The organism is Acinetobacter gyllenbergii CIP 110306 = MTCC 11365 (assembly GCF_000413855.1).
Lineage (GTDB): Bacteria > Pseudomonadota > Gammaproteobacteria > Pseudomonadales > Moraxellaceae > Acinetobacter > Acinetobacter gyllenbergii.
Window position 1 is genome coordinate 70651 of sequence record NZ_ATGG01000006.1, and the last position, 25363, is coordinate 96013.

A 25363-nucleotide genomic window follows, 5' to 3' on the forward strand; every position below is an offset into this window, starting at 1 on the left:
AGCTGAATACTGTGTAGTCGCCATGAAGGAGGTTTTTGTTTGCACTTTTCTGTCTATAAACAGCGAGAACGCTGAATGGGAACAGTGCGCTTAGATTGAGCTGGCGGTGGCTAATTTTGCAACTTCAGGCTGAACAATCGGCATATTTAAGCGTTCAATACGTGGGAAGCCAAAGTGCATACGCAGATCTCGAATGATTTGAGCAATTTGATTTCGGTTGCTGACCACGATATTGACATAGGTTTTTTGGTCTTGCGAGTGCACCATTTCTACGCCGGTTTTGGCTTTACGGCATTGGTAGATCAAATCAGAAATTTGTTCATCGTTCATGGCCATATGGATGCATAGATAGGCACTAAAACGAACATCATCAATTTCTTCAGATTGCCAATGTAGCGGCATGATGTTTTCAGGATGCAGATGCTGTTCGTGTAATAAGTTCCGACAACGGGAACGGTGCACAATCAAGCCACGTCGCGACAAATGTCCTTGAATTGGATCACCCAATACTGGGTTACAGCAATGCGCATATTTGACATCAACGCCTTCTGTTCCGACGATTAAACGATCGGAAGCATCTTGGTGCTGTGAATGATAGTCTTGTGCAAATAAATGGTTGGCAACCAGCTGTGGTAATAGGTCACCGACTGCAATCTGTTCAAATAAGGTGTCTTTACTGCTTAAATGCCGCCATTCAAGTACATTGATCCAATCGGTTGGGGAAAGATCATTGATTGAGCGCTGAAACAGTTTTAAGGCACGATTTAAGGCCTGTTGTCCGACTAAGCGTTGCTCATCGATGTCTTGTTCTCTCAGAATATTCTGTAACGCCCGACGTGCTTTTTGCGTATTAATGAAGCTGAGCCAATCTGGATTTGGTGTTGCCAATACATCGGTAATGATCTCAACCACTTGGCCGCTATGTAGTGGGGTGGATAATGGTCGAATTTCACCATCGACTTTGGCACCTACCGCATGGTTACCCAAGAACAGGCTGGCTGAATAGGCGAAATCAACCACCGTGGCACCTTGCGGTAATTCGTGCAATTGTCCATGTGGGGTATAGACCCAAATTTTTTCTTGGTGCAAATAATCGAGTAGATCACTAAAGGTGGTTTTTGCACAACCGCTATCAATTAAGGTGTTCAAGTTCTGCATAGACGCCTGAATCGCTGAGCGACAGGCTTGCGGTGCATTTTCACCAAGGACAACACCAAAACGGGCTGCTTTACGCATCAATTCGGTTTGGATGGTCAATGAAAGTGTGGTTTTCTCACCTTTCAACTGGATCATGAGCGATTGGTTGCCGCCGGGTAAAGGACGGCGAATATGATCGCGATATTGCAAAACTTGGAAATTGTCTTTTAGCGCATCAACCAGGCGGTCGCAGTCAGCAATGCTTTGTAAAATAATTTCAAAGGCATGGCTGTGGCTAAGTTCATTTAAGTCGATTTCATTTTTAATAAAATGACGCAGTAATTCGATATTGTTGTTTTTCTTTTTAATTCGACCCTTGAGGTCATAGGCTTTTAGCAGTTCAGAAAGTTTTTGCTCCCAAACCGCTTGGTATTCACAACGTTTTGGTTTGGTTTCCAATAATGCGGTTTGCACATCATTAAACATGTCTAAATCAAGATTTTGATAACATAAATGTTCAAGGTTATCCGCCATCTCGTTCATACCGACCAGACGCGCCATTGGCACAAAAATATCGAGGGTTTCTTGGGCAATGCGTGCACGCTTATCTGGACGCAACGCGCCCAAGGTGGTCATGTTGTGATAACGGTCAGCCAGTTTAATAATAATGACACGAGGGTCTTGTAGAGTCGCTTGCAGAATTTTTCGGAATGATGCAGCTTTGTTATATTCTTTATCGCTGGAATGGCTGAGCTTGGTGACGCCATCGACCAGTTCGGCGACGACGACACCATATTTCTGCCCAATTTCATCTTTGGTAAATTCAGTATCTTCAATCACATCATGTAAAAGTGCAGCCATCAACGTTTCAGCATCAAGACGCATGTGTGCCAAAATGCAACTGACGGCTATCGGATGCAATACATAGGGCTCACCACTTTTACGTGTAATACCGCTATGCGCTAGATCAGCAAAATCACAGGCAGCAAGCACACGTTGAACGTCACTATCTTTGAGATAGGCTTCAATAATTGCTTTGAGCTGCTGCTTCGCTTGGCTGACTTCTTCGCCTGGCATATAACACCTTTTATAACTTGAATTCAGTAATCATCTGTCTGTTGATACTTTAACGATCTATTGCATGAATGCTTTTGTGATTCAGTACAATCTTCATGTGCTTAATCTATGGGATCGCATTGAAGACTCATTCCTAGCGCAAGTACTCACAAACATTACGCTTATCTTCTAATGAAAAGCAAATTGACAAACTTGTCAATTTGTTCATTAGAAAAACTCGTAAATTTTTTCAATGACGGATATTGCTTTTATCAATATGCGCTGAATTTTGCAAGAAAGAAAAAAGCCCAAAGTATTCACAATGGGCTTTTCGCATAACAAATTCGATTTAGAAAGTGAAACCTTCTAAGTTCAATGAATTTGTAGACAATACCATATCAAGATTTGATGTTTGGTAGTCTTGATCGCGTTGTTTTAAAATTTCTTTGGTGACATGGCCAATCGCAATTTCGCGTAATGCAACTACGGTTGGTTTGTCATTGTCCCACTCTACAGTTGGTTCCATGCCTTGACGTGCCAATTGACGTGCACGTTTACTCGCCACCAGTACCAACTCGAAGCGGTTATCTACATGGTCTAAACAATCTTCAACGGTTACACGTGCCATAAGTTGTCTCGTTTGAACATTACATTTGAAAAGACTGAGTAGTATAAAAGGCTTTTCGGTCAGACTCAAGTCATTCGCGATTAAGGGTAATCAAGTTTTCGATTAATTGTTGATGGCGAGCGCTTTGTTGTAAGGTCACTAAACGGTTTGCAGTAATAATTGCTTCCAAGTCATGCACGGCTTTATTGAAATCATCATTAATAATGACATAGTCAAAACTGGCAAAATGACGCATATCTTCGACTGCACAACTTAAGCGATGCTCAATCACATCGACAGAATCTGTACCGCGATTAGACAGGCGCTGTCTTAAGTCATACTGTGTTGGAGGGAGAATAAAGATTTGTTTTGATTCAGGAAAAAGTCGACGAACCTGTTCAGCACCTTGCCAATCAATTTCGAGTAAAACATCATGACCCTGTTGTAGTTGTTCTTTAACTTTGGCTTGAGAGGTGCCGTAATAATTACCGAAGACTTCAGCGTATTCGATAAAACCGCCTTCATCCACTTGTGCTAAAAAGCTTTCTTTGCTGGTAAAATGATAGTGAACACCATCGAGTTCGCCAGGTCGTTGACCACGTGTAGTATGTGAGACAGAAACGTGTAAGTTGCTGACTCGATCGAGTAGGGCTTTGACCAAAGATGTTTTGCCTGTTCCTGAAGCTGCAGAAACGACAAACAAGAGACCCGACATGATATTTTTCCTGAATATGATAAAATATCTTGGCTATTGTAGTGTAGCGTGCCATTAAACGAAATAGTTTGGTGTAAAAATTCAGATGATGAGAGAGGATGTTATGGAAATCGTGTTGGCCAATCCACGAGGCTTTTGTGCTGGTGTTGACCGTGCTATAGCAATCGTCAATCGGGCGCTTGAATGTTTTAACCCACCAATTTATGTACGCCATGAAGTGGTACACAACAAATTTGTGGTTGATGACTTACGCCAGCGTGGTGCTGTTTTTGTGGATGAGTTGGATCAAGTGCCTGATGATTCGATTGTGATCTTTAGTGCGCACGGCGTATCTAAAGCGGTACAGCAAGAAGCGGATCGCCGTGGTTTAAAAGTTTTCGATGCAACCTGTCCATTGGTCACCAAGGTGCATATCGAAGTGACCAAATATGCACGCGAAGGGACGGAAGCGATTCTGATTGGACATGAAGGTCATCCAGAAGTTGAAGGCACCATGGGGCAATATGATAAGTCTCGAGGTGGTGAGATTTATCTGGTTGAAGATGAGCAAGATGTCGAAGCGCTCATGGTCAAGCATCCTGAAAAAGTCGCATTTGTCACTCAAACCACACTTTCAATTGATGATACCGCTAAAGTGATTGATGCTTTACGAACCAAATTTCCTCTGATTCAGGGGCCGCGTAAAGATGATATTTGCTATGCCACACAAAACCGTCAAGATGCGGTACGTGATTTGGCTGAGCAATGTGATGTGGTTCTTGTGGTCGGCTCTCCGAATTCATCAAATTCAAATCGTTTGCGCGAATTGGCTGAGCGGATGGGCAAGTCTGCTTATTTGGTCGATAATGCAGATCAACTTGAAAAAGCTTGGTTTAAACAGGACAGTAAAATTGGTGTCACAGCAGGTGCATCAGCGCCTGAGATTTTAATTAAACAAGTCATTCAGCGTTTACAAGATTGGGGTGCAACACCCCCCAAAGAGCTACAAGGGCGTGAGGAAAACATTACCTTTAGCCTACCAAAAGAGTTGCGTATCCAAGTGATACAAGCCTAATTTTATTAGAAAAATGTGAACTAGAAACGGATGGATGACACTCCATCCGTTTTTTTTGGGTGCTTATCTGCTTTGTATTGGTTCTGTAAAAATAAAATTTAATATAGAGTAGTGAATTTTAATCATTAGGTGCTGGGGAAATGGGGAAAACTCGGGGTTTCACCTTAATTGAACTGATGGTGACGATTGCGGTATTTGCAATTATTACAATGATTGCTGCACCTAGTTTTAAGAACTTTCAAGATCAGCAGCAAGTTGATTTTTCAAGTAAGGACTTTGAAAAGACTTTGATACAGGCACGCTATGACGCACTGTTACATCGTAAAACCATCACAGTACATTTAAATCAAACGGGGACTGTCAGCCCAACTGATTTATATTGGGCCGTTGATGAAAATGAAACGATGGTTTTTAAAACATTAGTTTGTACAAGCGAAAAGTGGGTAGGGACTGCCGTTGCCGGTGTGGATCAATTGACCTTTTCGCAAGATGGCAATGCTCAACTTTCTCGGGGATATAAAGATCAGAACGGGGTTGATACACGTGAAGGAGTCGTCTTATCAGGTGTAGAGATTACGCTATCGAATAATAATATTAAAAATTATATCGAGATTACGCCTTTTGGCAAAGTCACAGTCAGCAAAGACACCAAACAAGGCAAGGAGTGCTCATGATGCAACAATACCAAAAAGGGGTGGGGTTGGTTGAAGTACTGGTAAGCCTTTTGTTGTTGGCAATTGGGGTATTGGGTTTTTCTTTGTTACAAGTACGAGCACTAGATTCTTCGATAGAAGCATCAAAACGTATTCAAGGGATGGCATTGGCAAAAGATATTGCTGAGCGAATTCGAGCAAATCAGGAAGGCTTGACGAAAAATATCGAAGTAGAAAAAGATGGCAAGAAAGAAAGTTATAAAGCCTATATTAAAGCATTTGAAGGTAAACAAAATTTAAGTAGTTATAGTTACTCAAAATGTTTTGGAACAGCCGTAGCGTGCAATAGTGAAAACTTTGCAACTGAAGATGCAAATCAAGCGCTGTTTAAAGCCTACCAAATGGGAATGAAAATCGGTGTAAACCAATGTGCAGGAAGCACTCAGCGGGATCGTTACTGTATCTTTGTTGCTTGGGACGAGACCAACCCTAAAGATGGCTCGGATGCTAAGGATTGTACAACGGGAGGCTCCTATCGTTCAGACTCTAAATGCGTCGTCTTGGAGGCATATTAAAATGAAAAAGCAAAAAGGTATGACGCTGATTGAGCTGATGGTGGCATTGGTCTTAGGGCTCATAATTGTTGCAGCAGGCTTTCAGACTTTTCTTGCGGGTACGATTAATTATAACTTACAGAAAACATTAGCTGAACTCCAAGACAATGGGAATTTTGGCTTGAACTATATTACGAAAGATATTCGTATTGCCAATTTAGATGCCAACCTCGCTATTTTAAATGATCGTAACTTATATAGTGGTGTGGTGTTGACGGGGCTTAAAAGCTACGAAGCTTTGACTGAAGAAGAGCAGAAGACACAATCAGCAAATCTCCCGTTCAATCTGAATGACAATGACACCACTAAAGTTGAACTGCTTACAGCCAGTGCCTTAGGTGAAAGTAATGTAAAAAGTGAGAAAAGTGACCAGTTGGTCATTCAATACAAGGCGGTTATTGCAGGTGCAATGGATTGTGAAGGTAATGGCATTAGTCAAGCAGAGATTAATGAAGGGGTCTTTATTGTTCAACGCTACTTTTTAAGAAAAGATGGCGATGACCTGGCACTTGCCTGTGATGCTGGACGTTATAAAACCATGGTTCCTACTGCAAGTTTACCGACAAAAATTTCAGATTTCGGTGGTCAGGGACAGGTCATTATTCGCCGTGTTGATTATTTTCATGTGTTATTGGGCATTAAAGATAATGTTCGGGATGAATATAAATATATGCCAATTAGCGATTATATGGGGAATGGCAAGTTGGTTAAGGATGGCCAAGCTCGAGGGCGTATTATGTCGATTCAAATAGGCATACTCATGCGAGGAGTAGAGGCAATTCCAGCAAATCAAACTGTGCCTACAGCGTTTCAAGTATTGGATAAAAAAGTTGAATTAACGACCAATGCAACCAAGCAAAAATATGTGCGAGAGGTGGTCAGTCAAACAGTTGCGTTGCGCAATGGTTATGGATTAATGGAGAGCCTGTAATGCATAAGATGAATCAACAGGGCGCGACACTGATTACGGTACTGTTTGTTTTACTGATCGTCACAGTCATTGGAACTTTTGCTGTAAAGCAAAGTATTCTAGGCTTGAACATTGCAACCAATAGTCAGGCCAGAAACCTGATGCAACAAACCGCTGATGCCGTCTTTTTTGCCCTTGAACAAGACAGTAAAACTAAAGAAATTCTGCAAAGAAATTTAAGTTCTTTGGGGATGTTGGGAATGGTTAAATCAGATAGTTTTTTAAATAAAGAATTGGTGTTCTGTTATCGACCTAAGACTCAAAAAGAAATGTTTAGTTTGCAGAATGCCAGTATTGTGTCATGGGCGACGGATAGTGATGGGAAAAAAAATATTAAAAACAATGAAATTGGAACAGCTGGCTTTTGTAAGTATGACTCAAATGATTTTAGTAGTAGTCGAGATATTATGATTTCGCAGATTGCTGTGAAAAAAAGTAGTATTAACAGTGATGTTCCGTTTAAATTTTTCCCAACAGGTACCGATACGACAACGGTACAGCTTGATGGTGTACAGCCTGTGCGTATCGTGGTGACAACGATTATTCCAAATGCAACGACAGGCAGTAATAGTTGGAGTTCACTGAAGAGTGATGTCAACAAATGTTTTAGTAATTATACCAATGAAAAATCGACACAGAATGATGGAACAGAATCTGTAACCGACTGTTTTGATCAGCTCGGTGTGCCATATAGTCAGCAAGTGATGGACTATGCCGTGGTTAGTTATGCCACAAAAAGCAGTTAAATGGGGATAAGGCAATGAAAATGATGAAACTAAAAAAATTGGTTGTTGCTTGCCAGGCTGCTGCGATAACCATGGTGACGAGTGTGGCAGTTAGCACACAGGCCAGCGATGTCGAGTTATATAAGGCACCACAGACTTCAGAAACCACGCTTATGTTTATGCTGGATGTATCTGGAAGTATGAATCCAAATTCGAATAGCTATGGCGAAAATCGTTTAAAAAGCTTAAAGGATGGGATGACGACTTTATTACAAGGAGATAGTAGTAAAGGTATAGCACCACTTGAGGATAAGCTGATCGTTGGCTTATCTACATTTAATGCCAGTACAGGGCGTATCAAGCTAGAGGCAAAACCATTGGGTGAGCCTGTACAACTGGCTGGAAATCGTGAGGTGTTTAGAACAGTTCAGCAGGTGACGCAGCTGGCACAAAGAACACGGTCGCGTACAAAAACCGATCTAACATGGCAAGAGAGGATAAGAGTTCAGACGCGCTCATGTAGTTTTTTGGGATGTGGGAATTGGTCAAGTTGGAGTAACCCTAATTGGTCAAACCAAAGTTCGAATGGAAGTTGGTCTAGTTGGTTTGAGTCTAACTGGAGCTTAATAGGAAATGAAACGGCGGGAAGCCCTATTGCGCAGGAATGCGTTGATTGGAATGCTAACTATACTTGCAAGGCCAATGGTTGGGTAGCTACAACAAAACAAGCTGAAGATTTTGCTGGAACGATACCTGTTTCGCAAATAACGAACCTTAGTTTTAATAACATAACCGATATTGACCGTGTTTCAACGCCCTCTCCAGCAGTCTTGTTACCGTCAACAAGTAATGAGAAATGCACGCAAACGGATTTTTGGAACAGATGCACGAGAAATGAAGATACACAAAAACAAAATCAACAAAGCATTACGACTACTGAAACTGTGAGGCAGGAATCTACTGCATCATTTTCAAAAACAACGACTTATACCGGAGCAGCTTACGAAACTCATCGTAAAAAAATGTTGCGAGAAGTCAATAATCTTAGTGCTAATGATGGTACCCCTACTGCATTTGCGTATGCTGAGGTTGCAGCTTATTTGTTGGGCCGGACAACGAAGGGGTTATCGGGAAGTGGTTTTACAGAGTCCGTCGTCGGTAATATTCGGGATAATGATCAGTATAACAAACCAGCGCAAATTGATCGCTCCAAACAATGTAATACCCAGGGGATTTATTTTCTGACCGATGGTGTACCAGAATATAGTAATCGTATTTCTGCTGAAAATGTTATGCAATCTGCATTAGATGATACGAGCTATACATGTTCAGCAACGGATTTAAATCCAACATCAGGAATGTTATCCAATAATTTTTATAATGATTGTAGTGGTTGGAATCAGGCTGGTACATCTTGTGACAGAGGTTGGTATAGCAACAAAATCGCAAAGACAAACTGGCAATGTATAGCAGGTTTAACCAAAAGGTTAAAAGATGGAAAGTTAAATGATAGTGGTAGCCCTGTGAACAATCCGCAAGGGGTGAGTATTTTAACCGCGGTTGTTGGTTTTGGTAGTACATTGGGTGAATCCACAGGTAAATACGCCAATGATGTCGCCGCCGCAAAAGCTTGGGGTGATCTTGGTGGTGGTGGCTATTATTCGGGTTCAAACGATAAAGCCGTTGTTGACAGTGTCAATGCCTTCATTCACAAATTAGGCAAGTATATTCCGCCTGTTACAACGGGTTCCGTTACGATTCCTGTCGATGCACTGGATACACAGAATATTCAACCGTGGGGGTATTTCCCTCAGTTTGACCCAAAACCCAATGCGATTGGTAATACAGGTGTTGTTACCTGGCTCGGAAACTTGAAAAAATTTAAAGTGGCTGAAGGGGTGCTGTATGATCGCGATTCTAGTGCGGTTGCCAATAGCAATGGCTTATTAAAAGACGATATCAATGATTATTGGGCAGATACGTCAGTCAAGAAATGGATTGAAAAAGAAGAAAATGGAGTTAAACAAAGTCTTGAAGTCAAGGTGGGTGGGGCATTAAGTCGGATGTTGTTAGGCTATAACACCGCCCAAACACCCAATGAAAGACGAATTTTTACCGATCGAGCACTACGACAAAATGCAACTGATAATAGTCAAAACGATATCATCAGTATTAACTCTGGTAATCTGATTCAAGTAGGACGAGCAGACTTCATTTCTTCCAGCCAGAAATTGTATAAACAAGATCCAAAAAGAGGATATCTACTTTCATTATTTGGCTATCCAATTGCAAAAGATTTAGCTTATAACCTTGATCTATATCCGAAAGAAGCAACATTCCAGTCAGAACTAGAGCAAGTGATTCAGCAACAACCTAAACGAGATTGGTTAATGGGTGCGGTCATGCATTCTCGACCTATATTGTTGACTCAAGAAGGTACGACTGCCTTTGAAAAGGATGTGCTGACCTATACCAACAGAGATGACTTGGTCTTGTTTGGAACAACTCAGGGTGTTTTACATGTAGTCACAGCAGGAAAAGATGCTACCGATGGTAATGGTGGTAAAGAGGTCTTTACTTTTGTTCCAAATGAAATGATTGAAAATCAGGCCAAAGGATTCTTGTCACAAGATAATCAAGCTGCAAATTTACAATATGGTATAGATGGTCAATGGACGGCTTATACAGAGTATGTAACCAAATCTAGTTCTACACCAAAGGCACCTGTTGTGACTGTAAAAGGTGGGAAACAATGGGTGTATGGTGGCTTAAGGATGGGAGGTAAAAGTTACTATGCTCTAGACCTTTCAGATGTCACTTCAACTGGCGGTACCCCAAAACTGAAATTCCGTATTAACCCAACTGGGAGCTGTAGCACAAGCAATGCCTTGGGGTGTATGGGACAAAGTTGGTCGAAACCAACGATTGCATGGGTAAATTGGCAGGGGCAACGTAAACTGGTGATGTTTGTGGGAGGTGGCTATGATCCTAGATATGAAGCAGATATCAATTATTCACCAAGCGGTACAGATCAAGGTGCTGGCGTTTATATGTTTGATGCAGATAATGGTGATTTACTTTGGTGGGCCAGTGCAAACGCTGGATCGAACTCAACAAATAAAACATACAATAAAGATCTGAATCGCAGTGTTGTCAGTAGTATTAAGACAGTAGATCGTAATAGTGACGGTATTGCTGATCATTTATATTTTGGTGATTTGGGTGGGCAAGTCTGGCGTATTGATTTAAGTAGTTCAACCAATGCAGGGAAGACAGGTGGTGATAACTTTGCCACACGTGCAGTCCGCCTTTTAGATATGTCTGGAACCGATGCACCACGTTTTTATAGCACTCCAACATTTACAATTCATAACTCAAACAATGGTCTTTTTGCTGCGATCACGATTGGTTCAGGTAATTTTAGCTATCCAATGTCAGCAAAAAATAATGATAAAGATGCTGTCTATGTGATCTATGATAAAGATGTGACACGTCGTAACTTACCGATTTTACTCAATAATGAGCTATATACCTATGATGTAAAGGTGAATGGAGCAACAGGTCGAAATCTGGTTAATAATGTTAACGGTAATACTGAAACGACCATAGCCAATGGCGGATGGTATTATTCGGTTGGGGCAAAAAAACGTATTTTAAATGACCATGTCGCAATTGATAATGATCTTTATGTGAGTGTCTTTGATGCTGCCAAAGATATCGTAGGTGTTGATTGCGCAGGTGGCGTAAGAGGTGAAAGTAAAGTTTCACAATTTTGCCTACCATATGGGCAGTGTACGAAAGTAGGAAGCTCTGGTGCTGTTGTCGCAGAGCGTCCCGATGATATTTTCTTGGGTAAAGGCAATATTGGTATTAGTTTTGGTGGAATCAACCAGACTAGGAATATGGTTTTGAATTTGCCTAGTAATGGCAATATTAAAAAATATGCAGGAAAAACTCAATTTGTATCTCAACGTTGGTATGAGCGATGATGGGATAACAGAAGATGAAAAAGAATCTAGGTTTTACTCTGATAGAAGTCATGGTTGTGGTCATTATTGTTGCGATTTTGGCTGCAATCGTTATACCCAGCTATAAAGATTTTGTACGTCGAGGAACAGCTTCACAAGCGGAGCAAGAGATACAACGTTTAGCGACACTGTTGGAAAAGCACAGAAGCCGTAATTTTAGCTATGCAAATTTTACAGTTGCTAGTTCCGTGTTACCTGAAGGTAAAACGGGAGCGGATATTACCTATAATGTCTATGTACGTGATGTGATAGATCCATCCAAGGCATTAAATGATCCCGCTGCGATGGGTGTGGGTTGGGTTATATTGGCAGAAGCTAATTCTGAAATTAATCATCCAGGAAGTTGCCCATCTTGCAACCCTCTGCAAACAGGTAACTATAGCTTTTTGATGATGAGCAATGGGATGAAATGTAAAACCAAAATGAAATTGGCTAAGGATGACTTAACAGCGAGTAACTTATCGGGAACAACCCCATGTGGAGGTCAAGGTGAAGATTGGTAATCATGTGGGCTTTACCCTGGTTGAGGTAATGATTGTTGTGGTCATTATTGGGATATTAGCAGCCATCGCCTATCCTGGATACAATGATTATATACTCAAAACAAACCGTACAGCGGCACAAAGTGAAATGTTGGATGTAGCCAGTAAGTTGCAACGCTATAAAGCACTAAATTCCAATTTGCTGAAAAATAATGCGGCTGTGACCTTGGCTGATTTTAATCATAATGGTGCTATTCCGCAGACGGGTACGAAATTGTATAGCCTAGAGCTTGCAAATGTAACGGCTGGTGAATGGACGCTTATTGCGACACCTGATTCTGCTGGCCGGCAAAAACAGGATGGTATTATTTGTTTAAATCATTTAGGACAGCGGTATTGGGAGAAAGGCCAAACGGCATGTGACTTTAGTAAGAATAAATGGAGTTAATCTTAAGAGCACTGCAATCTTCTGATTTATTTAAAAGCAAAGATCCTGATCTTTGCTTTTTTTATGCGACTAAAACAACACATTTATAATTTAATATTTATTGTGATGTTTATCACTAAATGTAAAAAAATATTATCAAAAGTCTGAAACAGTTTCGGTTATCTGACATTCTCTACCATTTGTCTGTGAACAATAGATTTTTAATCACTTTTGGCAAAAAGTGATAATTAAACATAATAATGTTAATCAAAAAAACGAAAACAATAAGATATGTAGTGAGGAGGTCTAAATGAAAAGAGGCCATTGTTTAAAATTTCATTCTTCCCATTTTTTGGGTGAAGGATTTATTAAGACGAGATCACCTTTCACTGATCCACACCGTGGATTTACGATGATAGAGTTAATTGTTACGGTTGCTGTATTGGCTATTGTTGCAACCTTAGCAGCTCCTTCTTTTACCGCATTGTATACGCAAAAAAAAATAGAATCAGTCTCAAATACCATAAAAATCAAAGTCTCTGAAGCAAGAAGCCAAGCGGTATTGCTACGTGATACGACAGGTCTTTGTTTAGACTCTTTATCGAAACAAAGCTGTTCGGCAGCGCTCTCCATTCCAGAGACTGATGCAGATCGGATTTTCTGGGTGCATTTAGCGCATGGTGTAAGCGTAGTGAATACGTCAGCGACAAGCTTGTTATTTAATCAAAATGGCGGAGTGAAAACATCGAAGAACTTTGAGTTATCTAAAGATGGCTTTGTGTATTGCATTCAAGTCGGCATTGTTGGGGACACAATAATAAAAAAAGGGGCTTGCACATGAAAAATATACAACACGGTGTGGGTTTAGTTGAGGTGCTTGTGGCGCTTGTGTTATTGGCTATTGGTATTTTGGGTTTTATTGGCCTCCAGCTCAAAGCAATAGATGCAAGTGCCGAAGCTCGGCAGCAAGTTCTAGCACTGACCATTGCTCGTGATTTGGCGGAACGAATGCGGGCAAATCCAGAGGCGACATTAAAGAGATATTATCAGCCTTTAGTTGTGAGTGAGCACAGCGTCGCCAAAATTGCAAAGCAGGATGTTCTCGAGATTCAAAGTCAGGCAAAAGACTATGGGATGAATTTGGTTGTCGATCAGTGCCCATCAGGGAAGAGCCGCCAATGTATTTATGTCGCTTGGAATACAACGCTATTGGTCAAGGATGGGAAAACGGATTTAACACAGTGCATTGAAAATGGCACTTATGTTCCAAACTCCCATTGTTTATTTTTGGAGGCGTATTAATGAATACAGACCTTCAGATCAATTCTCAGTTTTCAGAAAGCCATGATGATGCGTTGATGAAGTTTCATATTACCGAAGCTGAGCAGCGCCTTCATACTCGGCCACATGTGAATCATAGTGCTGGCTTTACATTGATTGAGTTGATTATTTCTTTGGCCCTGGGGTTGTTGATCGTTGCCGCAGCAACTCAGTTGTTTATTGCGGGTCTCACCAGCTATAAGCTACAAAAAGCGATGGCGGATATACAGGATAATGCAAGTCTCGGGCTGAACTTTATTATTAACGATATTCGTAAGGCCAACCTGAGTGCACCCGTGCCTGCATTAAATAATAAAATTGGTTATGCCGGAATTATTATGACGCCAGATAATATTGGCGAAAAAATTAATTTAAATTGTAACCCTGCATGTTTTGAGAGTAATCAACTTGCGGATTTGGGTACAGCCAATGTCGTTGGTAAGAAAAATAATCAGCTGATTATTCGTTATCAAGTACCCCAAGCAACCGTTGATTGCTCAGGTCAGGATGTTGAAAAAAATACCTTTGTGATTCAACGCTATTTTGTGGCTTCGACTTCAACCGATTCGCGACAGTCGTTGCGCTGCCAAGCTGCTCAGTATACCCAAGCTCAATTGGATAAAATAACGGGGACAAATAAGCTTGCTCTAGCTTGGGAAGCAAGTCAGGTTATTTTGCCGAATGTTGACTATTTTAAAGTGCGTATTGGGTATATGGATGGCGATTTAAATAATGTGAATAGCACATTGGTTTATAGCGATATAAAAGATTACGTCAACTTAGATCAAACGGAAAAGAAATACCAAAAAAATATAGATGGTGTCGTCCAGCCCATTCTTCCGCATGTCCATGCAATTCAAATCGGTGTACTGGTACAGTCCGAAAGTAGTACAGGTTTACCCGACCTTGTTGTAGAGAAGAATAAGGCGGATTTTACCATGTTTGGAAAGGAAAAAATTAAGCTCGATACCCAATATCAAAATACTCATTTGCGTCAAGTTGTTGAACAAACGATTTCATTGCGGAATGCCATGGGATGGATTAATGAGGGAGTTGAATCATGAGCAAACATCAACAAGGTTCAACATTGGTCGTTGTATTAATGCTGCTTCTGATTATTACCGTGATTGGAACATTGGCTATTCGGCAAAGTGTAAGTTCTTTAAAGTTAGTCACCAATAATCAGATTCAAACATTATTACTACAAAGCTCTGATGCTGCTTTGCTGGCATTGCAGAATCCAGAAAACAGCACTGATATTACAGCAACGAGTGGAATCGTCAGTTTTTTTAGAAATGCAGATAATTACGATAAAGAACTGATTTTGTGCTTTAGAGGTGATCAGCCCTTTCATTTATCCAATACCAGTTGGCTATATTGGCAAAACACGACTGCATTTCGTCAAAAAATGGCAACAGGTGGTGGGCCATGTACCGATGATAAGAATGATACTGCTGGTCGTAAAGCCGTGATCACACAGGTACATATTAAACGAGCAGATACGGATGCTCAGCCTTTTTCAGATATGGCTCGCGGTACTGATGTTGTGAGTGCTAAAACTGAACAAAGTCTAAGATTACAAGTCTATGTAACTTCTGTCATGAAAGGACTTGCCAATACGGATGATTTATTTGATAGCACGAAGGGATGTCTCAACCTCAGTATTAAACCACCAGTGGGGCAACAAGGTCTTATTTCATGTTTAAAAAAGAATAAAGTTTTATATAACACTCAGGTCGCGGAATACCGCTTCTTGTCTGACTTTGAACCTTCAGCTTCATAAAGGAAAAATTGTCATGAATAATAATAAAATGAAAAGCCGAATAAAAAATCAGTCTAGCAAAGAACTTAAAATAAAAAGCTTGTTGGCATGTTGTTCGGTATTGTCTAGCTCCTTAGTGTTGTGTTCGGTTGCTTCTGCAAGTGACATAGAAGTGTATCAACCTGCTGATGGCAATAAAAAACGGATTATGTTGATGGTGGATCAGTCTCGTAGCATGGGAGGGGCTGGTTTATTAGATTTAGTGAAAGATTATCCCTTGTGTGTGGGAGGCGGCGTTACCAATGTCCTTGGTAAAGGTGGTTTGGACTTAGGGATTAAAGTTGCTGGAGAGACTGATGTCAGTAATATTGTCACTAATATTTTGGGTGCAGTAGATAAGAATGTTTTACAACAAGCACTTGGTGGTAGTTTAGACCCGTTGTTAAAAGTGACCACAGAGCAGCTGTCGGATCAGTATCCATTTCCTCGGCAATATTGTACGGTCGTAACCACAGATTTGGTGGTTGACACTTTAGATGGGCTTTTAAAGCCACTGTTAGGTGCAACAGGTTTATCTGCAAAAGAATATATCGAGCAGACCTGTGACTTACAAATGAACCTAGATTTATTAAAACCCGTGACAGGCAAGTCTGCGGTTGGTCTTTATCGTTGTTATGATAAGAGTTCTCGCGTTCGTATGGCGTTGCTTGATGTCCTTAAAGGAAATGATGCGTTTGGAATAGAGCGTATTCCTGATAGCACAGCTGTCGGATTGTCCGTTTCTCCTGATGATCATACTCAAAATGACCGGGCCGGTGCGATTGTCAGTGAGCCAAAACTGTTAAGCACAAAATATATCGTAAACGGAACAGAAAAAACGCATCGTGAACATTTGATCGATTATATTTCGAGTCCGAAGATGGCTTCCCAAGGTGAGTTTAGTGTAGGAAATTTATTGGCTCAGAATATTCCGAAACTGATTGGCGCAGTACTGAGTGATGTTTTAAGTAAAGTATTAAATATCTTGGCGAATCCGCTTGGCGCAGCGAGCTCATTATTAGAGTTTGAGAAAACCAATAGTGAATTAAATAAATTATTAAGCGTTCTTGGGTTGGGGGGCAATAGCCCGTTGGCAAGCAGTTATGCGGAAACCGGAGCTTATCTATTAGGGACGACCACCAAAGGAACAGGTGCTCGACAGTTGTATATGAGAACGACTACGTTGAGTCTCTTGGGGATTAAAATTGGAGAGCAACAGTATCGATGTCAAGACTGGGATGTTAAGGGAAACTGTTTAACAAACAAATGGCAAAAAAGAGAGTTTAAATTGTTTGGGGGAGGCTGGAATTGGAACTGGGACACTGAAGAGATCAAGCAGCTGGTCAAAGTGGAGGGCGATCTGGTCGGCAACTTATTAGGTGATGGAGGATTGTTAGGAGCGGTCGGTAATATTGTTGGTAGCCTCGCTGAAATTGGTGAGAAGGACCTCTATTACGGATTCGTTGCTGAGCAGGATGCAGAATATAGTGGTTTTAGCAACAGTTTGAAACATCAGAATACAGCCAATGTTTTAACTCAAAATAATAATAAATTTTATAAAACACCTTCTGAAAGTCCTGAGTGTGATGCCAATGGTCTAATTGTTATTGCAGGAGGAGTTCCCAATATTTCACCAACGATTACCGATGCATTATTGCAACCCAATAGCCAAACCAAGATTGGTGGAGTTGAAAAAGCAATTGAACGTATGATGGGGCGCTCTTTAGATCAAAAACAGGCGATTTCGATTACTTATAAAAATGGGGATATGCGTGAATGGGATTTTAGATGTAATTCTACGGAATTGAAAAAAACACAAAAAGGAGATAGTGACTTTGCTACGTGGCAATGTATAGGAGCGTATGCAAGAGATATTCGGAAATTGTCCAGTAACCCAATTACAACGGCCGTGATTGGAATGGATCGTTCATTTTTACAATTACCCAGTCAAATTAATGGACGTATGAATGAGCAGGATACCAGTGGTCTAGATCTGATTAACAATACGACGGTGTCAGAAGATCAACTATTGACTGGGTTTGTTCCGAAAACGGTAAAAAGTTTATTGGATACTTTGGCAATAGGTCCTCTTGGAAATGGGGTAAAAAGCTTACTGAATAGTTTGTTCCCGCCAAGTCCAGAAGACATTAAAAATATGGCGCGTTGGGGCGTAGTCGGTGGTGGTGGTTGGTATAACTCTGCAAATAGTGCCAATATTTCAGCAAGTATTAAAAACTTCCATGACAATCTAGGCGTAGTGGATGGAGATCCAATTGGTTTACAAGCTTTACCAGCGGATCCACTGACGCCGTATCGTATGGAAAATAGTGTGTATACAAGCCTATTTGAACCCACATATAAAGCGAGTTGGTTTGGTAATTTTAAAAAATATTATGTTGAATCAGATAACGCAATCAATAAGTTAAAGGATGCATGGGATAGCAATGCACCGTCTTATGATGTTAAGGATTGGCATAAAGGAGGGGTTCTAGGTTTTTTGCGGGGCAAAGCTCGCAAACTGTATATTAATCGCGGCTGTCAAAAAACAGGTGATAGTTATCAGTTTATCGCGACAGACCAGCTACAAAGCATTGATAATCATTATCTAGATAGTAGTAATGCAAAACGCTGTGTACTGAATAATAGCCTGAAAGATCCTAAAGGTTATTATTTGATGAACCTTTTAGGCTATCAAATTGCACAGAATGCAACTGCAGCAGATCTAACCGAGATCAACTTTAAGAACTGGCAAATAGGAATGAATTTACATTCGATTCCAGTGAAGCTCACCCAAGAAGCAACCCTCAATGCAGATCAGAGCATTCAAAAAAGAAGTGATTATGTGTTGTTTGGAACCACACAAGGTGTTTTACATGTTGTGGATGCAAAAACAGGTCAGGAAAAATTTGCTTTTGTTCCAAATGAGATGCTGGAAGATTCAAAAGACCCGACCCGAATATATTATAAAGGCTTGCAGCGTGAGGCATTTATGCATACGCGTAAAGGGGTGAGAGAGCAGATGCCATATGGTGTAGATGGTGCATGGACCGTATACAGTGAATATGCATATGGAATAGAGCCAGGAAGTAGTGGAAGTACTAGTCGCAACGTTATTGCAACCGTTGGAACGATTAAAAGTAATGGTCAGATCATTGCGAAAGGTCAGCAGATCGCATATGGCGGTTTAAGAATGGGCGGGCGGAGTTACTATGCTTTGGATTTAGTCGATTTAGATGCGCCTAAACTCAAATTTCATATTGATCCTGACAATGCAGATAATGCCTCACCATTGAGTTATATGGGGCAAAGTTGGTCAAAACCGACCATTACTTATGTCAAATGGAATGGTCTTCGTAAACGCGTCATGCTTGTTGGTGGTGGTTATGATATGGGCTATGAAAAAACGGATTATAGTCCAAGCTTTGCCAAAGGTGCTGGTGTCTATATGTTTGATGCTGACAATGGTGATTTGTTGTGGTGGGCAAGCGCCAAAGCAGTACCGGCTCAAAATGGTTTGAAAATTGATAATATGAAATATAGTGTCGTGAGTCGTATTGCCGTTGCAGATCGTGATGGTGATAGCCTGACGGATCATTTGTATTTCGGTGATTTAGGTGGGCAAGTTTGGCGTATTGATTTTGATGCAAATTTAGGAAAAAAAGAGACTTCCAATCAAGTGAATATGGGCGGGTATAGCCTATTATTTTCAAATACAGCGGATCGTTTCTATGAAGCTCCTAGTTTTAGTGTATATGGCTATGAGCAACCTATAGCCGTCGTGAGTATTGCATCAGGGAATCGTAGCTTGCCGTGGAGTGATAGAACGTCTTCAAGTCGGATTTATAATTTATTTGACCAAGATGTCGTTAAGCCTAATTTTACGATAAATCAAAATAATACCGCTAAAATTGTGCTGTCTGATCTGAAAAATATGGCCAAAGCAGATCAGATTAAAGGGAAAACGCTGGCAGAGGTCAAAGCCTCTATGTCATCTGGTTGGTCAACTTTGGCGGTTAACGTTGCTGGGCTTGAGGTTAAGGATGGTAAAGAAGGGCTAATTCAAGATAGTCGAGGAAGTAAAGTCCTTGGTGAAATGGTGGTAATGAACAAAAGTTTATACGCCAGTGTTTATAATCCAAATGATACCTTGGGTAAGGGCTGTAGTGTCCAAGCCAAAGGGCTGACAACGGTTCAACGTTATTGTTTGCCATTTGGTGTTTGTGAGCAAAAAATTAATGAAAATACCATCATGAGCTTTGGTGCAGGTCATGGGATTGTCGACAGTATGGTGGGGTCTGGTGTTGCGACAAAGGATAATGGACTGGTACGTCAACTGTTAAATACAAGTGCTAAAGACAAAATCGGAAATGGTGTAATGTCGGCCAATCAAATGCGTCGACATCTGGTACCGCTTAAATGGTACGAAGACAGTGAATAAACACGCGATATCTAGGTTGATTAAGCGGATTGTTGTGGGATCGCACCGATCTAAGCTGTGATCCCACGCTCAGCAAGCAGAACAATACGCTAATTGCAAAACCAAGTCGGTATTTTAATGAGGGTTACTTTATGTTACGTGACCTAAACAGGCCATCTGTTTATGACATCCTTTTTGTTGTAACCAAGATGAGTTTGTTCTCGTAGCTTCTTTATTAATCAGTGGTGCTGATCAAAACTGCCGCTAATATTATTGCATCAATTTGCGGTAATACTAGCGAAGACGGGTAAGGTCATTGATTTTATAAATTAAATTCAGAGCTGTGGATAAGCTGAAATTTAATCTTTCTTTCAGGGTAAATATAACGTAGAATATCGCCCTCTATGAAAGGGGTTTGAAGTGTTGCCGATGGTCGGTGGCAGGGATAATCCGTAAAAATTATAAGGTTGTTCTCATGGTTGTTATTCGTTTAGCGCGCGGTGGTGCAAAAAAACGTCCATTCTATCAAATCATTGTAACTGATAGCCGCAATGCACGTGATGGTCGTTTCATCGAGCGTATTGGTTTCTTTAACCCAACTGCACAAGGTAAAGCTGAAAAAATTCGTTTAGATGCTGACCGTTTTGCTCACTGGGTTGCTCAAGGTGCTCAACCTTCAGATCGCGTTGCTTCTTTAGCTGCTCAAGCTAAGAAAGCTGCAACTACTGCTTAAGTGTAGTAGGTAGCCCATGACATCGACACAGAATGTGCCAGAAGATCGTATTCAGATTGGACAGTTACGTTCAGCTTATGGATTGAATGGGTGGCTCTGGGTGTATTCAAATACTGAACCCATGAGTAATATGTTTGACTACCTTCCTTGGTACATTGAAACCAAGGCAGGTTGGCAAACTATAGATGTAAAACGTTGGAAACCACATGGCAAAGGCTTGGTTGTTGCACTAAAGGACGTGAATGATCGTACTGGTGCAGAAAACTTAGTTGGCGCGAATATCTGGATTGCCAAATCTCAGCTTCCTAAAGCAGATGTAGACGAGTACTACTGGTCTGATCTTAAAGGCTTAACCGTGTTAGGTCTTGGAGAGGATGAACAAGAAGTCAATCTCGGTCAAATCTACGAGCTGTTTGAAACAGGTGCTAATGATGTCATGGTTGTGAAAGCGACCCCTGACAGTATTGATGCTGAAGAGCGAATGATTCCTTGGCATAAAGATGTGGTACAACGCGTTGATCTTGAAGCTGGTCGTATTTACGTCAATTGGGGCGTAGACTACTAATCCTTTCGAGGAGTGTAGCGCAGCAGGAAAATAGAGGAGTCTGCGGTGTTTTTTGCAGTCATCACATTGTTTCCTGAAATGTTTACAGCGATTACAGCGCACGGGATTAGCGGGCGTGCAGCAAAGCGTGACATCGTGCAAGTGACTTGCATTAACCCACGAGATTTTGCTGAGGGCAACTACAAACGAGTGGATGAACGTCCTTTCGGTGGTGGCCCGGGTATGGTGATGATGGCCGAGCCATTGGCAAAAGCAATTAACCATGCCAAACAACTTGCAACACAAGCAGGCTGTGTTCAGGCCCCGGTGGTGTATATGTCACCACAAGGCAAGACTTTGAATGAACAGGCAGTACAGCAATTCGTTGATTATGATGGTTTGATTGTATTGTGTGGGCGTTATGAAGGCGTCGATGAACGTTTAATCCAGCATTATGTTGATCAAGAATGGTCAATTGGAGATTACGTCTTATCGGGTGGTGAACTGCCAGCGATGGTGTTGCTTGACAGTATTATTCGTCGATTGCCCAATGTCATGTCTGATGAGCAATCTGCGATCCAAGATTCTTTTGTGGACGGTCTGCTGGATTGTCCACAATATACCAAGCCTGACCATTTTGAAGGGTTGGATGTGCCTGAGGTACTTAAATCAGGACATCATGCCAATATTGAAAAATGGCGTTTTTTGCAGCGTTATCAACGAACTTTAGAGCGTCGACCAGAATTGGTGGAAAAAGTAGAGTTGAGTAAGCAGCAAATTAAATGGTTAAAAAATTCGAAAGGTTAAACTGATATCAGTTGATCTTCGCACCCAACGAGAAGCTTTGCTTCGAGTTCTGCTTAAACAATGTTTAAGTTAAAAATAGGCTCTTTAAGACGTTGGTCTTAAGGGGAAAGTTAAACGGGAGATATGCGCTTTAGCCTCTATTCCCAGCGGTGTCAGAGACCTCTTCTCTCCCGCACATATTGGAGATTCCACATGAGTGGTAAACATCCTTTAGTTCAAGCTGTTGAAAATGCACAGTTAAAATCAGACATCCCTGCTTTTGCACCGGGCGATACAGTTATCGTTCAAGTTAAAGTAAAAGAGGGTGACCGTGAGCGTCTTCAAGCATTTGAAGGTGTTGTAATCGCGAAGAAAAACCGTGGTTTAAACTCTGCTTTCACAGTTCGTAAAATCTCTAGCGGTGTTGGTGTTGAGCGTGTTTTCCAAACTCACTCTCCAATCGTTGCTAAGATCGAAGTGAAACGTCGTGGTGACGTTCGTCGTGCTAAACTTTACTACCTACGCGAGTTGTCTGGTAAAGCTGCACGTATTCGTGAAAAGTTACCAGCTCGTAAACAAGGTTAATTTTAACTTTGTTGTAAAGCAGAAAAATGCGCCCTCGGCGCATTTTTTTATGTCTGCGTGTGCTTTAAAGCCATTCCTTTTTTAAATCTTCGACCTAGTTTTGCTAAAATAGGTCTTTATGCTTTGATTTTTCTTTTATGAAAAAAAGTTCTTATCGTCATTTGAGCGGTGTTTTCCTATTAAATAAACCTTTGGGTTTAAGTTCTAATTCTGCATTACAAAAAGTGCGCCGTCTGTTCAATGCTCAAAAAGCAGGACATACTGGAGCGCTCGATCCATTAGCGACTGGTCTACTACCGATTTGCTTAGGTGAAGCGACTAAGTTTTCACATTATTTATTGGATTCAAGCAAACGTTATCAAACTACGGTCAAATTAGGGCAAACCACAGCAACTGGTGATGTTGAAGGTGAAATTCTGCAACAACGAGAAGTGCCCGCATTGACGCAAGAACGAATTGAACAAATACTTGAGCAATTCCGTGGTGATATTCAGCAGGTGCCACCGATGTATTCAGCGTTAAAACGCGAAGGTCGTCCACTCTATGAATTGGCACGTAAGGGCATTGAAGTTGAGCGTGAAGCACGTCCAGTCACCATTTATAACTTAAGCTTGCTTGGCTTCACTGAAGATAGTCTGACATTGGATGTGACTTGCTCAAAAGGCACTTATATTCGTGTATTAGGTGAAGATATTGGCGAATCTTTGGGTTGTGGTGGACATTTAACCCAATTGCATCGTACTCAAACAGGCCATTTTGAGATTAATCCAAGCTATACCATTGAATATCTTGAAAGTCTTACTCAAGAACAACGCGATGCATTATTGCTGCCAGTCTATGCACCTGTTGAGCATTTTCCTCGTGTGCAATTGCCTGAAGGCCGTGAAAAGTATTTTGGTAACGGTCAGGAAAGCAATATCGAGCATGAGGCTGCTGCTGAAGTGTTGGTTTTTGATGGGGAACGTTGTCTAGGTTTGGCTGAAATTACCGATAAAAAACGTCTAGTACCAAAACGCTTGTTAAATTTATAAGAGTATCGTCAATGGAATGGGAACTGATTCTAACTTTAGTGTTCTTTGCGTTTTGTGCGGGAACCATTGACGCCGCTGTCGGTGGTGGTGGTTTGATTCAGATTCCAGCCTTGATGGGGGCATTACCACAAACCGCACCTGCCACCTTATTTGGCACCAATAAATTGGCCTCGATTTGTGGCACAGGGTCGGCGGCTTTTTCATTTGTACGCCGTGTCAAATTACAATGGTCGTTGCTCGGTGTGATTGCACTATTCGCCTTTATCAGCTCATTTATTGGGGCGGCGTGTGTATCGTTAGTACCCACACATATTTTAAGACCAATTGTTTTGGTCATGCTGATCGTGATTGCGATTTATACCTTTATGAAAAAGCAATTCGGGCAAGTGCATGTCGATCAGAAAATCACGCCTAAGTTACTGATACTGGCTGCAATGGGTAGCTTAGCGATTGGTTTTTATGATGGTATTTTTGGTCCAGGTACCGGCAGTTTCTTTATTTTCTTTTTTATCCGCTTTTTGCAAGTCGATTTTCTACATGCTTCAGCCTTGTCGAAAATTGGCAATTTCATGACCAATCTGGCGGCATTAAGCTTCTTTATTCCAACTGGTCATGTGCTGTTTGCATTGGGCTTGATGATGGCAGTTGCCAATATTGCGGGTTCATTATTGGGTGTGCGTTTGGCTTTAAAATATGGCAGTGGCTTTATCCGTATTTTATTCTTGATCCTGGTGAGTATTTTGATCTGTCGTTTGGGCTATCAAATTATTACGGGATAGAGGCTTAGATCTCACTAAGCTTTTCCACCGCGTAAGGTAACGCCAATCGAAGCCACCATAATACAGGCCAAAGCCACCCATTGAATTAAGCTAATGCGCTCATGGAGCAGCACCAAACCTGCTAATGCCGCTAATGCCGGTGCAAGGCTGGAAAGTGTGCCATAGCTGAGCTTGGTCAGACGTTTGAGTGCCATTAAATCCAGAGCATAAGGAATCGCAGTTGCCATTAGGGCAATCACCAGTGCTTTGCCCCAATATTGAGTGTCTAGCAGTACAGGCGCATTATTCCATAGCCCGAAGGGCAGGAGCGTCAGTGCGGATAAACCAATGGCAATAGTTAGCGCATGCATGCCAATATTTTGCTGTACTACACGATGTCCATAATAAATATACAAGGCCCAGAAGAATCCTGCGCCCAGCGCACATGCCGCACCGATATAGGAAAAATGCTGTGCTTGAGCATCGTGCCACGGTACCATCAAAGCAATGCCTAAAATCGCAAAGGCCACCCAAATATAATCACTGCGCTGTTTAATCGAGAGCAGGGCCAAACCCAATGGGCCAATAAACTCTAAACCTACTGCAATGCCTTGAGGTAACTTGCCTAAAGAGGTATAGAACAGAATATTCATACAACCCAAGGCTGCGCTATAACAGAGTAAGTCGCGCCATTTCAGCTCTTTCAATTTGGCAATGATTTTCCATGAGCGGAACATGATTGCGACTAGAATAGTGGCAAAACAGAGCCTTAAAATCGTCACGGTCAAAGGATCAAGTGTGGCAATCAATTGCTTGGCAAAGGATGCACTGATCTGATAGGACAGCATGGACAATACCATGTACAGCACAGCAACCAATTGGAGATTTTTCATCTAAGATCTCCAAGATAAGCGAGGGCG

General features: G+C 41.4%; 23 protein-coding genes. 19 read left to right on the forward strand and 4 right to left on the reverse strand.

Annotation, left to right across the window (positions count from 1 at the left end; all coding sequences use genetic code 11):
• Positions 1–90: 90 nt before the first annotated feature.
• The 3 genes from F957_RS18485 to gmk form a co-directional block, all read right to left on the reverse strand.
• Positions 91–2214 carry a RelA/SpoT family protein gene (locus tag F957_RS18485; RefSeq protein WP_016542741.1) on the reverse strand — a complete coding sequence of 708 codons (2124 nt, stop codon included), beginning with the start codon at positions 2212–2214 and terminating at the stop codon, positions 91–93.
• A 328-nt stretch (positions 2215–2542) separates the two neighbouring features.
• On the reverse strand, positions 2543–2821 hold the full coding sequence (rpoZ, locus tag F957_RS18480; protein ID WP_004803954.1) for a DNA-directed RNA polymerase subunit omega: 279 nt from the start codon (positions 2819–2821) through the stop codon (positions 2543–2545).
• 70 nt (positions 2822–2891) lie between these two features.
• Positions 2892–3515 carry a guanylate kinase gene (gene gmk / locus F957_RS18475; protein WP_016542742.1) on the reverse strand — a complete coding sequence of 208 codons (624 nt, stop codon included), beginning with the start codon at positions 3513–3515 and terminating at the stop codon, positions 2892–2894.
• A 103-nt stretch (positions 3516–3618) separates the two neighbouring features.
• Between gmk and ispH the strand changes: the two genes are divergently transcribed.
• From ispH to F957_RS18380, 19 genes are all read left to right on the forward strand, one after another.
• The gene (gene ispH / locus F957_RS18470; RefSeq protein ID WP_016542743.1) at positions 3619–4569 is read left to right on the forward strand and encodes a 4-hydroxy-3-methylbut-2-enyl diphosphate reductase; all 951 of its coding nucleotides are present in this window, start codon (positions 3619–3621) and stop codon (positions 4567–4569) included.
• A 140-nt stretch (positions 4570–4709) separates the two neighbouring features.
• Positions 4710–5243, forward strand: coding sequence for a pilus assembly FimT family protein (locus F957_RS18465; RefSeq protein ID WP_016542744.1), 534 nt, complete (start codon positions 4710–4712; stop codon positions 5241–5243).
• A complete protein-coding gene (pilV, locus tag F957_RS18460) occupies positions 5240–5797 on the forward strand; it encodes a type IV pilus modification protein PilV (protein ID WP_016542745.1) in 558 nt (185 codons plus the stop codon). Before F957_RS18465 ends, pilV (F957_RS18460) begins: the two co-directional genes overlap by 4 nt.
• Position 5798: 1 nt before the next feature.
• Positions 5799–6767 (forward strand): PilW family protein, encoded by a 969-nt coding sequence (locus F957_RS18455; protein ID WP_016542746.1) that lies wholly within the window; start codon positions 5799–5801, stop codon positions 6765–6767.
• Positions 6767–7552 (forward strand): pilus assembly PilX family protein, encoded by a 786-nt coding sequence (locus tag F957_RS18450; protein ID WP_016542747.1) that lies wholly within the window; start codon positions 6767–6769, stop codon positions 7550–7552. Before F957_RS18455 ends, F957_RS18450 begins: the two co-directional genes overlap by 1 nt.
• Positions 7553–7566: 14 nt before the next feature.
• Positions 7567–11520: a PilC/PilY family type IV pilus protein gene (locus tag F957_RS18445; RefSeq protein WP_016542748.1), complete on the forward strand. Its 3954-nt coding sequence runs from the start codon at positions 7567–7569 to the stop codon at positions 11518–11520.
• 14 nt (positions 11521–11534) lie between these two features.
• Positions 11535–12062 (forward strand): prepilin-type N-terminal cleavage/methylation domain-containing protein, encoded by a 528-nt coding sequence (locus F957_RS18440; protein ID WP_016542749.1) that lies wholly within the window; start codon positions 11535–11537, stop codon positions 12060–12062.
• Positions 12049–12489 carry a type IV pilin protein gene (locus tag F957_RS18435; protein WP_016542750.1) on the forward strand — a complete coding sequence of 147 codons (441 nt, stop codon included), beginning with the start codon at positions 12049–12051 and terminating at the stop codon, positions 12487–12489. Before F957_RS18440 ends, F957_RS18435 begins: the two co-directional genes overlap by 14 nt.
• 289 nt (positions 12490–12778) lie before the next feature.
• Entirely contained in the window at positions 12779–13309 is a 531-nt protein-coding gene (locus F957_RS18430) for a pilus assembly FimT family protein (protein ID WP_016660121.1), read from the forward strand.
• On the forward strand, positions 13306–13770 hold the full coding sequence (pilV, locus tag F957_RS18425; RefSeq protein ID WP_016542752.1) for a type IV pilus modification protein PilV: 465 nt from the start codon (positions 13306–13308) through the stop codon (positions 13768–13770). The genes F957_RS18430 and pilV (F957_RS18425) overlap by 4 nt, the downstream gene beginning before the upstream one ends.
• On the forward strand, positions 13770–14852 hold the full coding sequence (locus F957_RS18420) for a PilW family protein (protein ID WP_016542753.1): 1083 nt from the start codon (positions 13770–13772) through the stop codon (positions 14850–14852). The genes pilV (F957_RS18425) and F957_RS18420 overlap by 1 nt, the downstream gene beginning before the upstream one ends.
• Positions 14849–15571, forward strand: a complete 723-nt coding sequence (locus F957_RS18415) for a PilX N-terminal domain-containing pilus assembly protein (protein WP_016542754.1) — start codon at positions 14849–14851, stop codon at positions 15569–15571. Before F957_RS18420 ends, F957_RS18415 begins: the two co-directional genes overlap by 4 nt.
• A gap of 13 nt (positions 15572–15584) precedes the next feature.
• Positions 15585–20027 (forward strand): PilC/PilY family type IV pilus protein, encoded by a 4443-nt coding sequence (locus F957_RS18410; protein WP_016542755.1) that lies wholly within the window; start codon positions 15585–15587, stop codon positions 20025–20027.
• 454 nt (positions 20028–20481) lie between these two features.
• Positions 20482–20739 carry a 30S ribosomal protein S16 gene (rpsP, locus tag F957_RS18405; protein WP_004657497.1) on the forward strand — a complete coding sequence of 86 codons (258 nt, stop codon included), beginning with the start codon at positions 20482–20484 and terminating at the stop codon, positions 20737–20739.
• 16 nt (positions 20740–20755) lie between these two features.
• A complete protein-coding gene (gene rimM, locus F957_RS18400) occupies positions 20756–21304 on the forward strand; it encodes a ribosome maturation factor RimM (protein ID WP_005275908.1) in 549 nt (182 codons plus the stop codon).
• 45 nt (positions 21305–21349) lie between these two features.
• On the forward strand, positions 21350–22090 hold the full coding sequence (gene trmD, locus F957_RS18395) for a tRNA (guanosine(37)-N1)-methyltransferase TrmD (protein ID WP_016542756.1): 741 nt from the start codon (positions 21350–21352) through the stop codon (positions 22088–22090).
• Between the two features lie 192 nt (positions 22091–22282).
• Positions 22283–22654 carry a 50S ribosomal protein L19 gene (gene rplS, locus F957_RS18390; protein WP_004657502.1) on the forward strand — a complete coding sequence of 124 codons (372 nt, stop codon included), beginning with the start codon at positions 22283–22285 and terminating at the stop codon, positions 22652–22654.
• Between the two features lie 137 nt (positions 22655–22791).
• Positions 22792–23685, forward strand: a complete 894-nt coding sequence (gene truB, locus F957_RS18385; protein WP_016542757.1) for a tRNA pseudouridine(55) synthase TruB — start codon at positions 22792–22794, stop codon at positions 23683–23685.
• Between the two features lie 11 nt (positions 23686–23696).
• Positions 23697–24464, forward strand: a complete 768-nt coding sequence (locus F957_RS18380) for a sulfite exporter TauE/SafE family protein (RefSeq protein ID WP_016542758.1) — start codon at positions 23697–23699, stop codon at positions 24462–24464.
• A gap of 14 nt (positions 24465–24478) precedes the next feature.
• On the opposite strand, the gene F957_RS18375 is transcribed toward F957_RS18380, so the two are convergent.
• Entirely contained in the window at positions 24479–25336 is an 858-nt protein-coding gene (locus F957_RS18375) for an EamA family transporter (protein WP_016542759.1), read from the reverse strand.
• Positions 25337–25363 lie beyond the last annotated feature (27 nt).

Coding starts and splice junctions, on each gene's coding strand:
- F957_RS18485 (WP_016542741.1), bottom strand. CDS start 2,214: ATGCCAGGCGAAGAAGTCAGCCAAGCGAAGCAGCAGCTCAAAGCAATT.
- rpoZ (WP_004803954.1), bottom strand. CDS start 2,821: ATGGCACGTGTAACCGTTGAAGATTGTTTAGACCATGTAGATAACCGC.
- gmk (WP_016542742.1), bottom strand. CDS start 3,515: ATGTCGGGTCTCTTGTTTGTCGTTTCTGCAGCTTCAGGAACAGGCAAA.
- ispH (WP_016542743.1), top strand. CDS start 3,619: ATGGAAATCGTGTTGGCCAATCCACGAGGCTTTTGTGCTGGTGTTGAC.
- F957_RS18465 (WP_016542744.1), top strand. CDS start 4,710: ATGGGGAAAACTCGGGGTTTCACCTTAATTGAACTGATGGTGACGATT.
- pilV (WP_016542745.1), top strand. CDS start 5,240: ATGATGCAACAATACCAAAAAGGGGTGGGGTTGGTTGAAGTACTGGTA.
- F957_RS18455 (WP_016542746.1), top strand. CDS start 5,799: ATGAAAAAGCAAAAAGGTATGACGCTGATTGAGCTGATGGTGGCATTG.
- F957_RS18450 (WP_016542747.1), top strand. CDS start 6,767: ATGCATAAGATGAATCAACAGGGCGCGACACTGATTACGGTACTGTTT.
- F957_RS18445 (WP_016542748.1), top strand. CDS start 7,567: ATGAAAATGATGAAACTAAAAAAATTGGTTGTTGCTTGCCAGGCTGCT.
- F957_RS18440 (WP_016542749.1), top strand. CDS start 11,535: ATGAAAAAGAATCTAGGTTTTACTCTGATAGAAGTCATGGTTGTGGTC.
- F957_RS18430 (WP_016660121.1), top strand. CDS start 12,779: ATGAAAAGAGGCCATTGTTTAAAATTTCATTCTTCCCATTTTTTGGGT.
- pilV (WP_016542752.1), top strand. CDS start 13,306: ATGAAAAATATACAACACGGTGTGGGTTTAGTTGAGGTGCTTGTGGCG.
- F957_RS18420 (WP_016542753.1), top strand. CDS start 13,770: ATGAATACAGACCTTCAGATCAATTCTCAGTTTTCAGAAAGCCATGAT.
- F957_RS18415 (WP_016542754.1), top strand. CDS start 14,849: ATGAGCAAACATCAACAAGGTTCAACATTGGTCGTTGTATTAATGCTG.
- F957_RS18410 (WP_016542755.1), top strand. CDS start 15,585: ATGAATAATAATAAAATGAAAAGCCGAATAAAAAATCAGTCTAGCAAA.
- rpsP (WP_004657497.1), top strand. CDS start 20,482: ATGGTTGTTATTCGTTTAGCGCGCGGTGGTGCAAAAAAACGTCCATTC.
- rimM (WP_005275908.1), top strand. CDS start 20,756: ATGACATCGACACAGAATGTGCCAGAAGATCGTATTCAGATTGGACAG.
- rplS (WP_004657502.1), top strand. CDS start 22,283: ATGAGTGGTAAACATCCTTTAGTTCAAGCTGTTGAAAATGCACAGTTA.
- truB (WP_016542757.1), top strand. CDS start 22,792: ATGAAAAAAAGTTCTTATCGTCATTTGAGCGGTGTTTTCCTATTAAAT.
- F957_RS18380 (WP_016542758.1), top strand. CDS start 23,697: ATGGAATGGGAACTGATTCTAACTTTAGTGTTCTTTGCGTTTTGTGCG.
- F957_RS18375 (WP_016542759.1), bottom strand. CDS start 25,336: ATGAAAAATCTCCAATTGGTTGCTGTGCTGTACATGGTATTGTCCATG.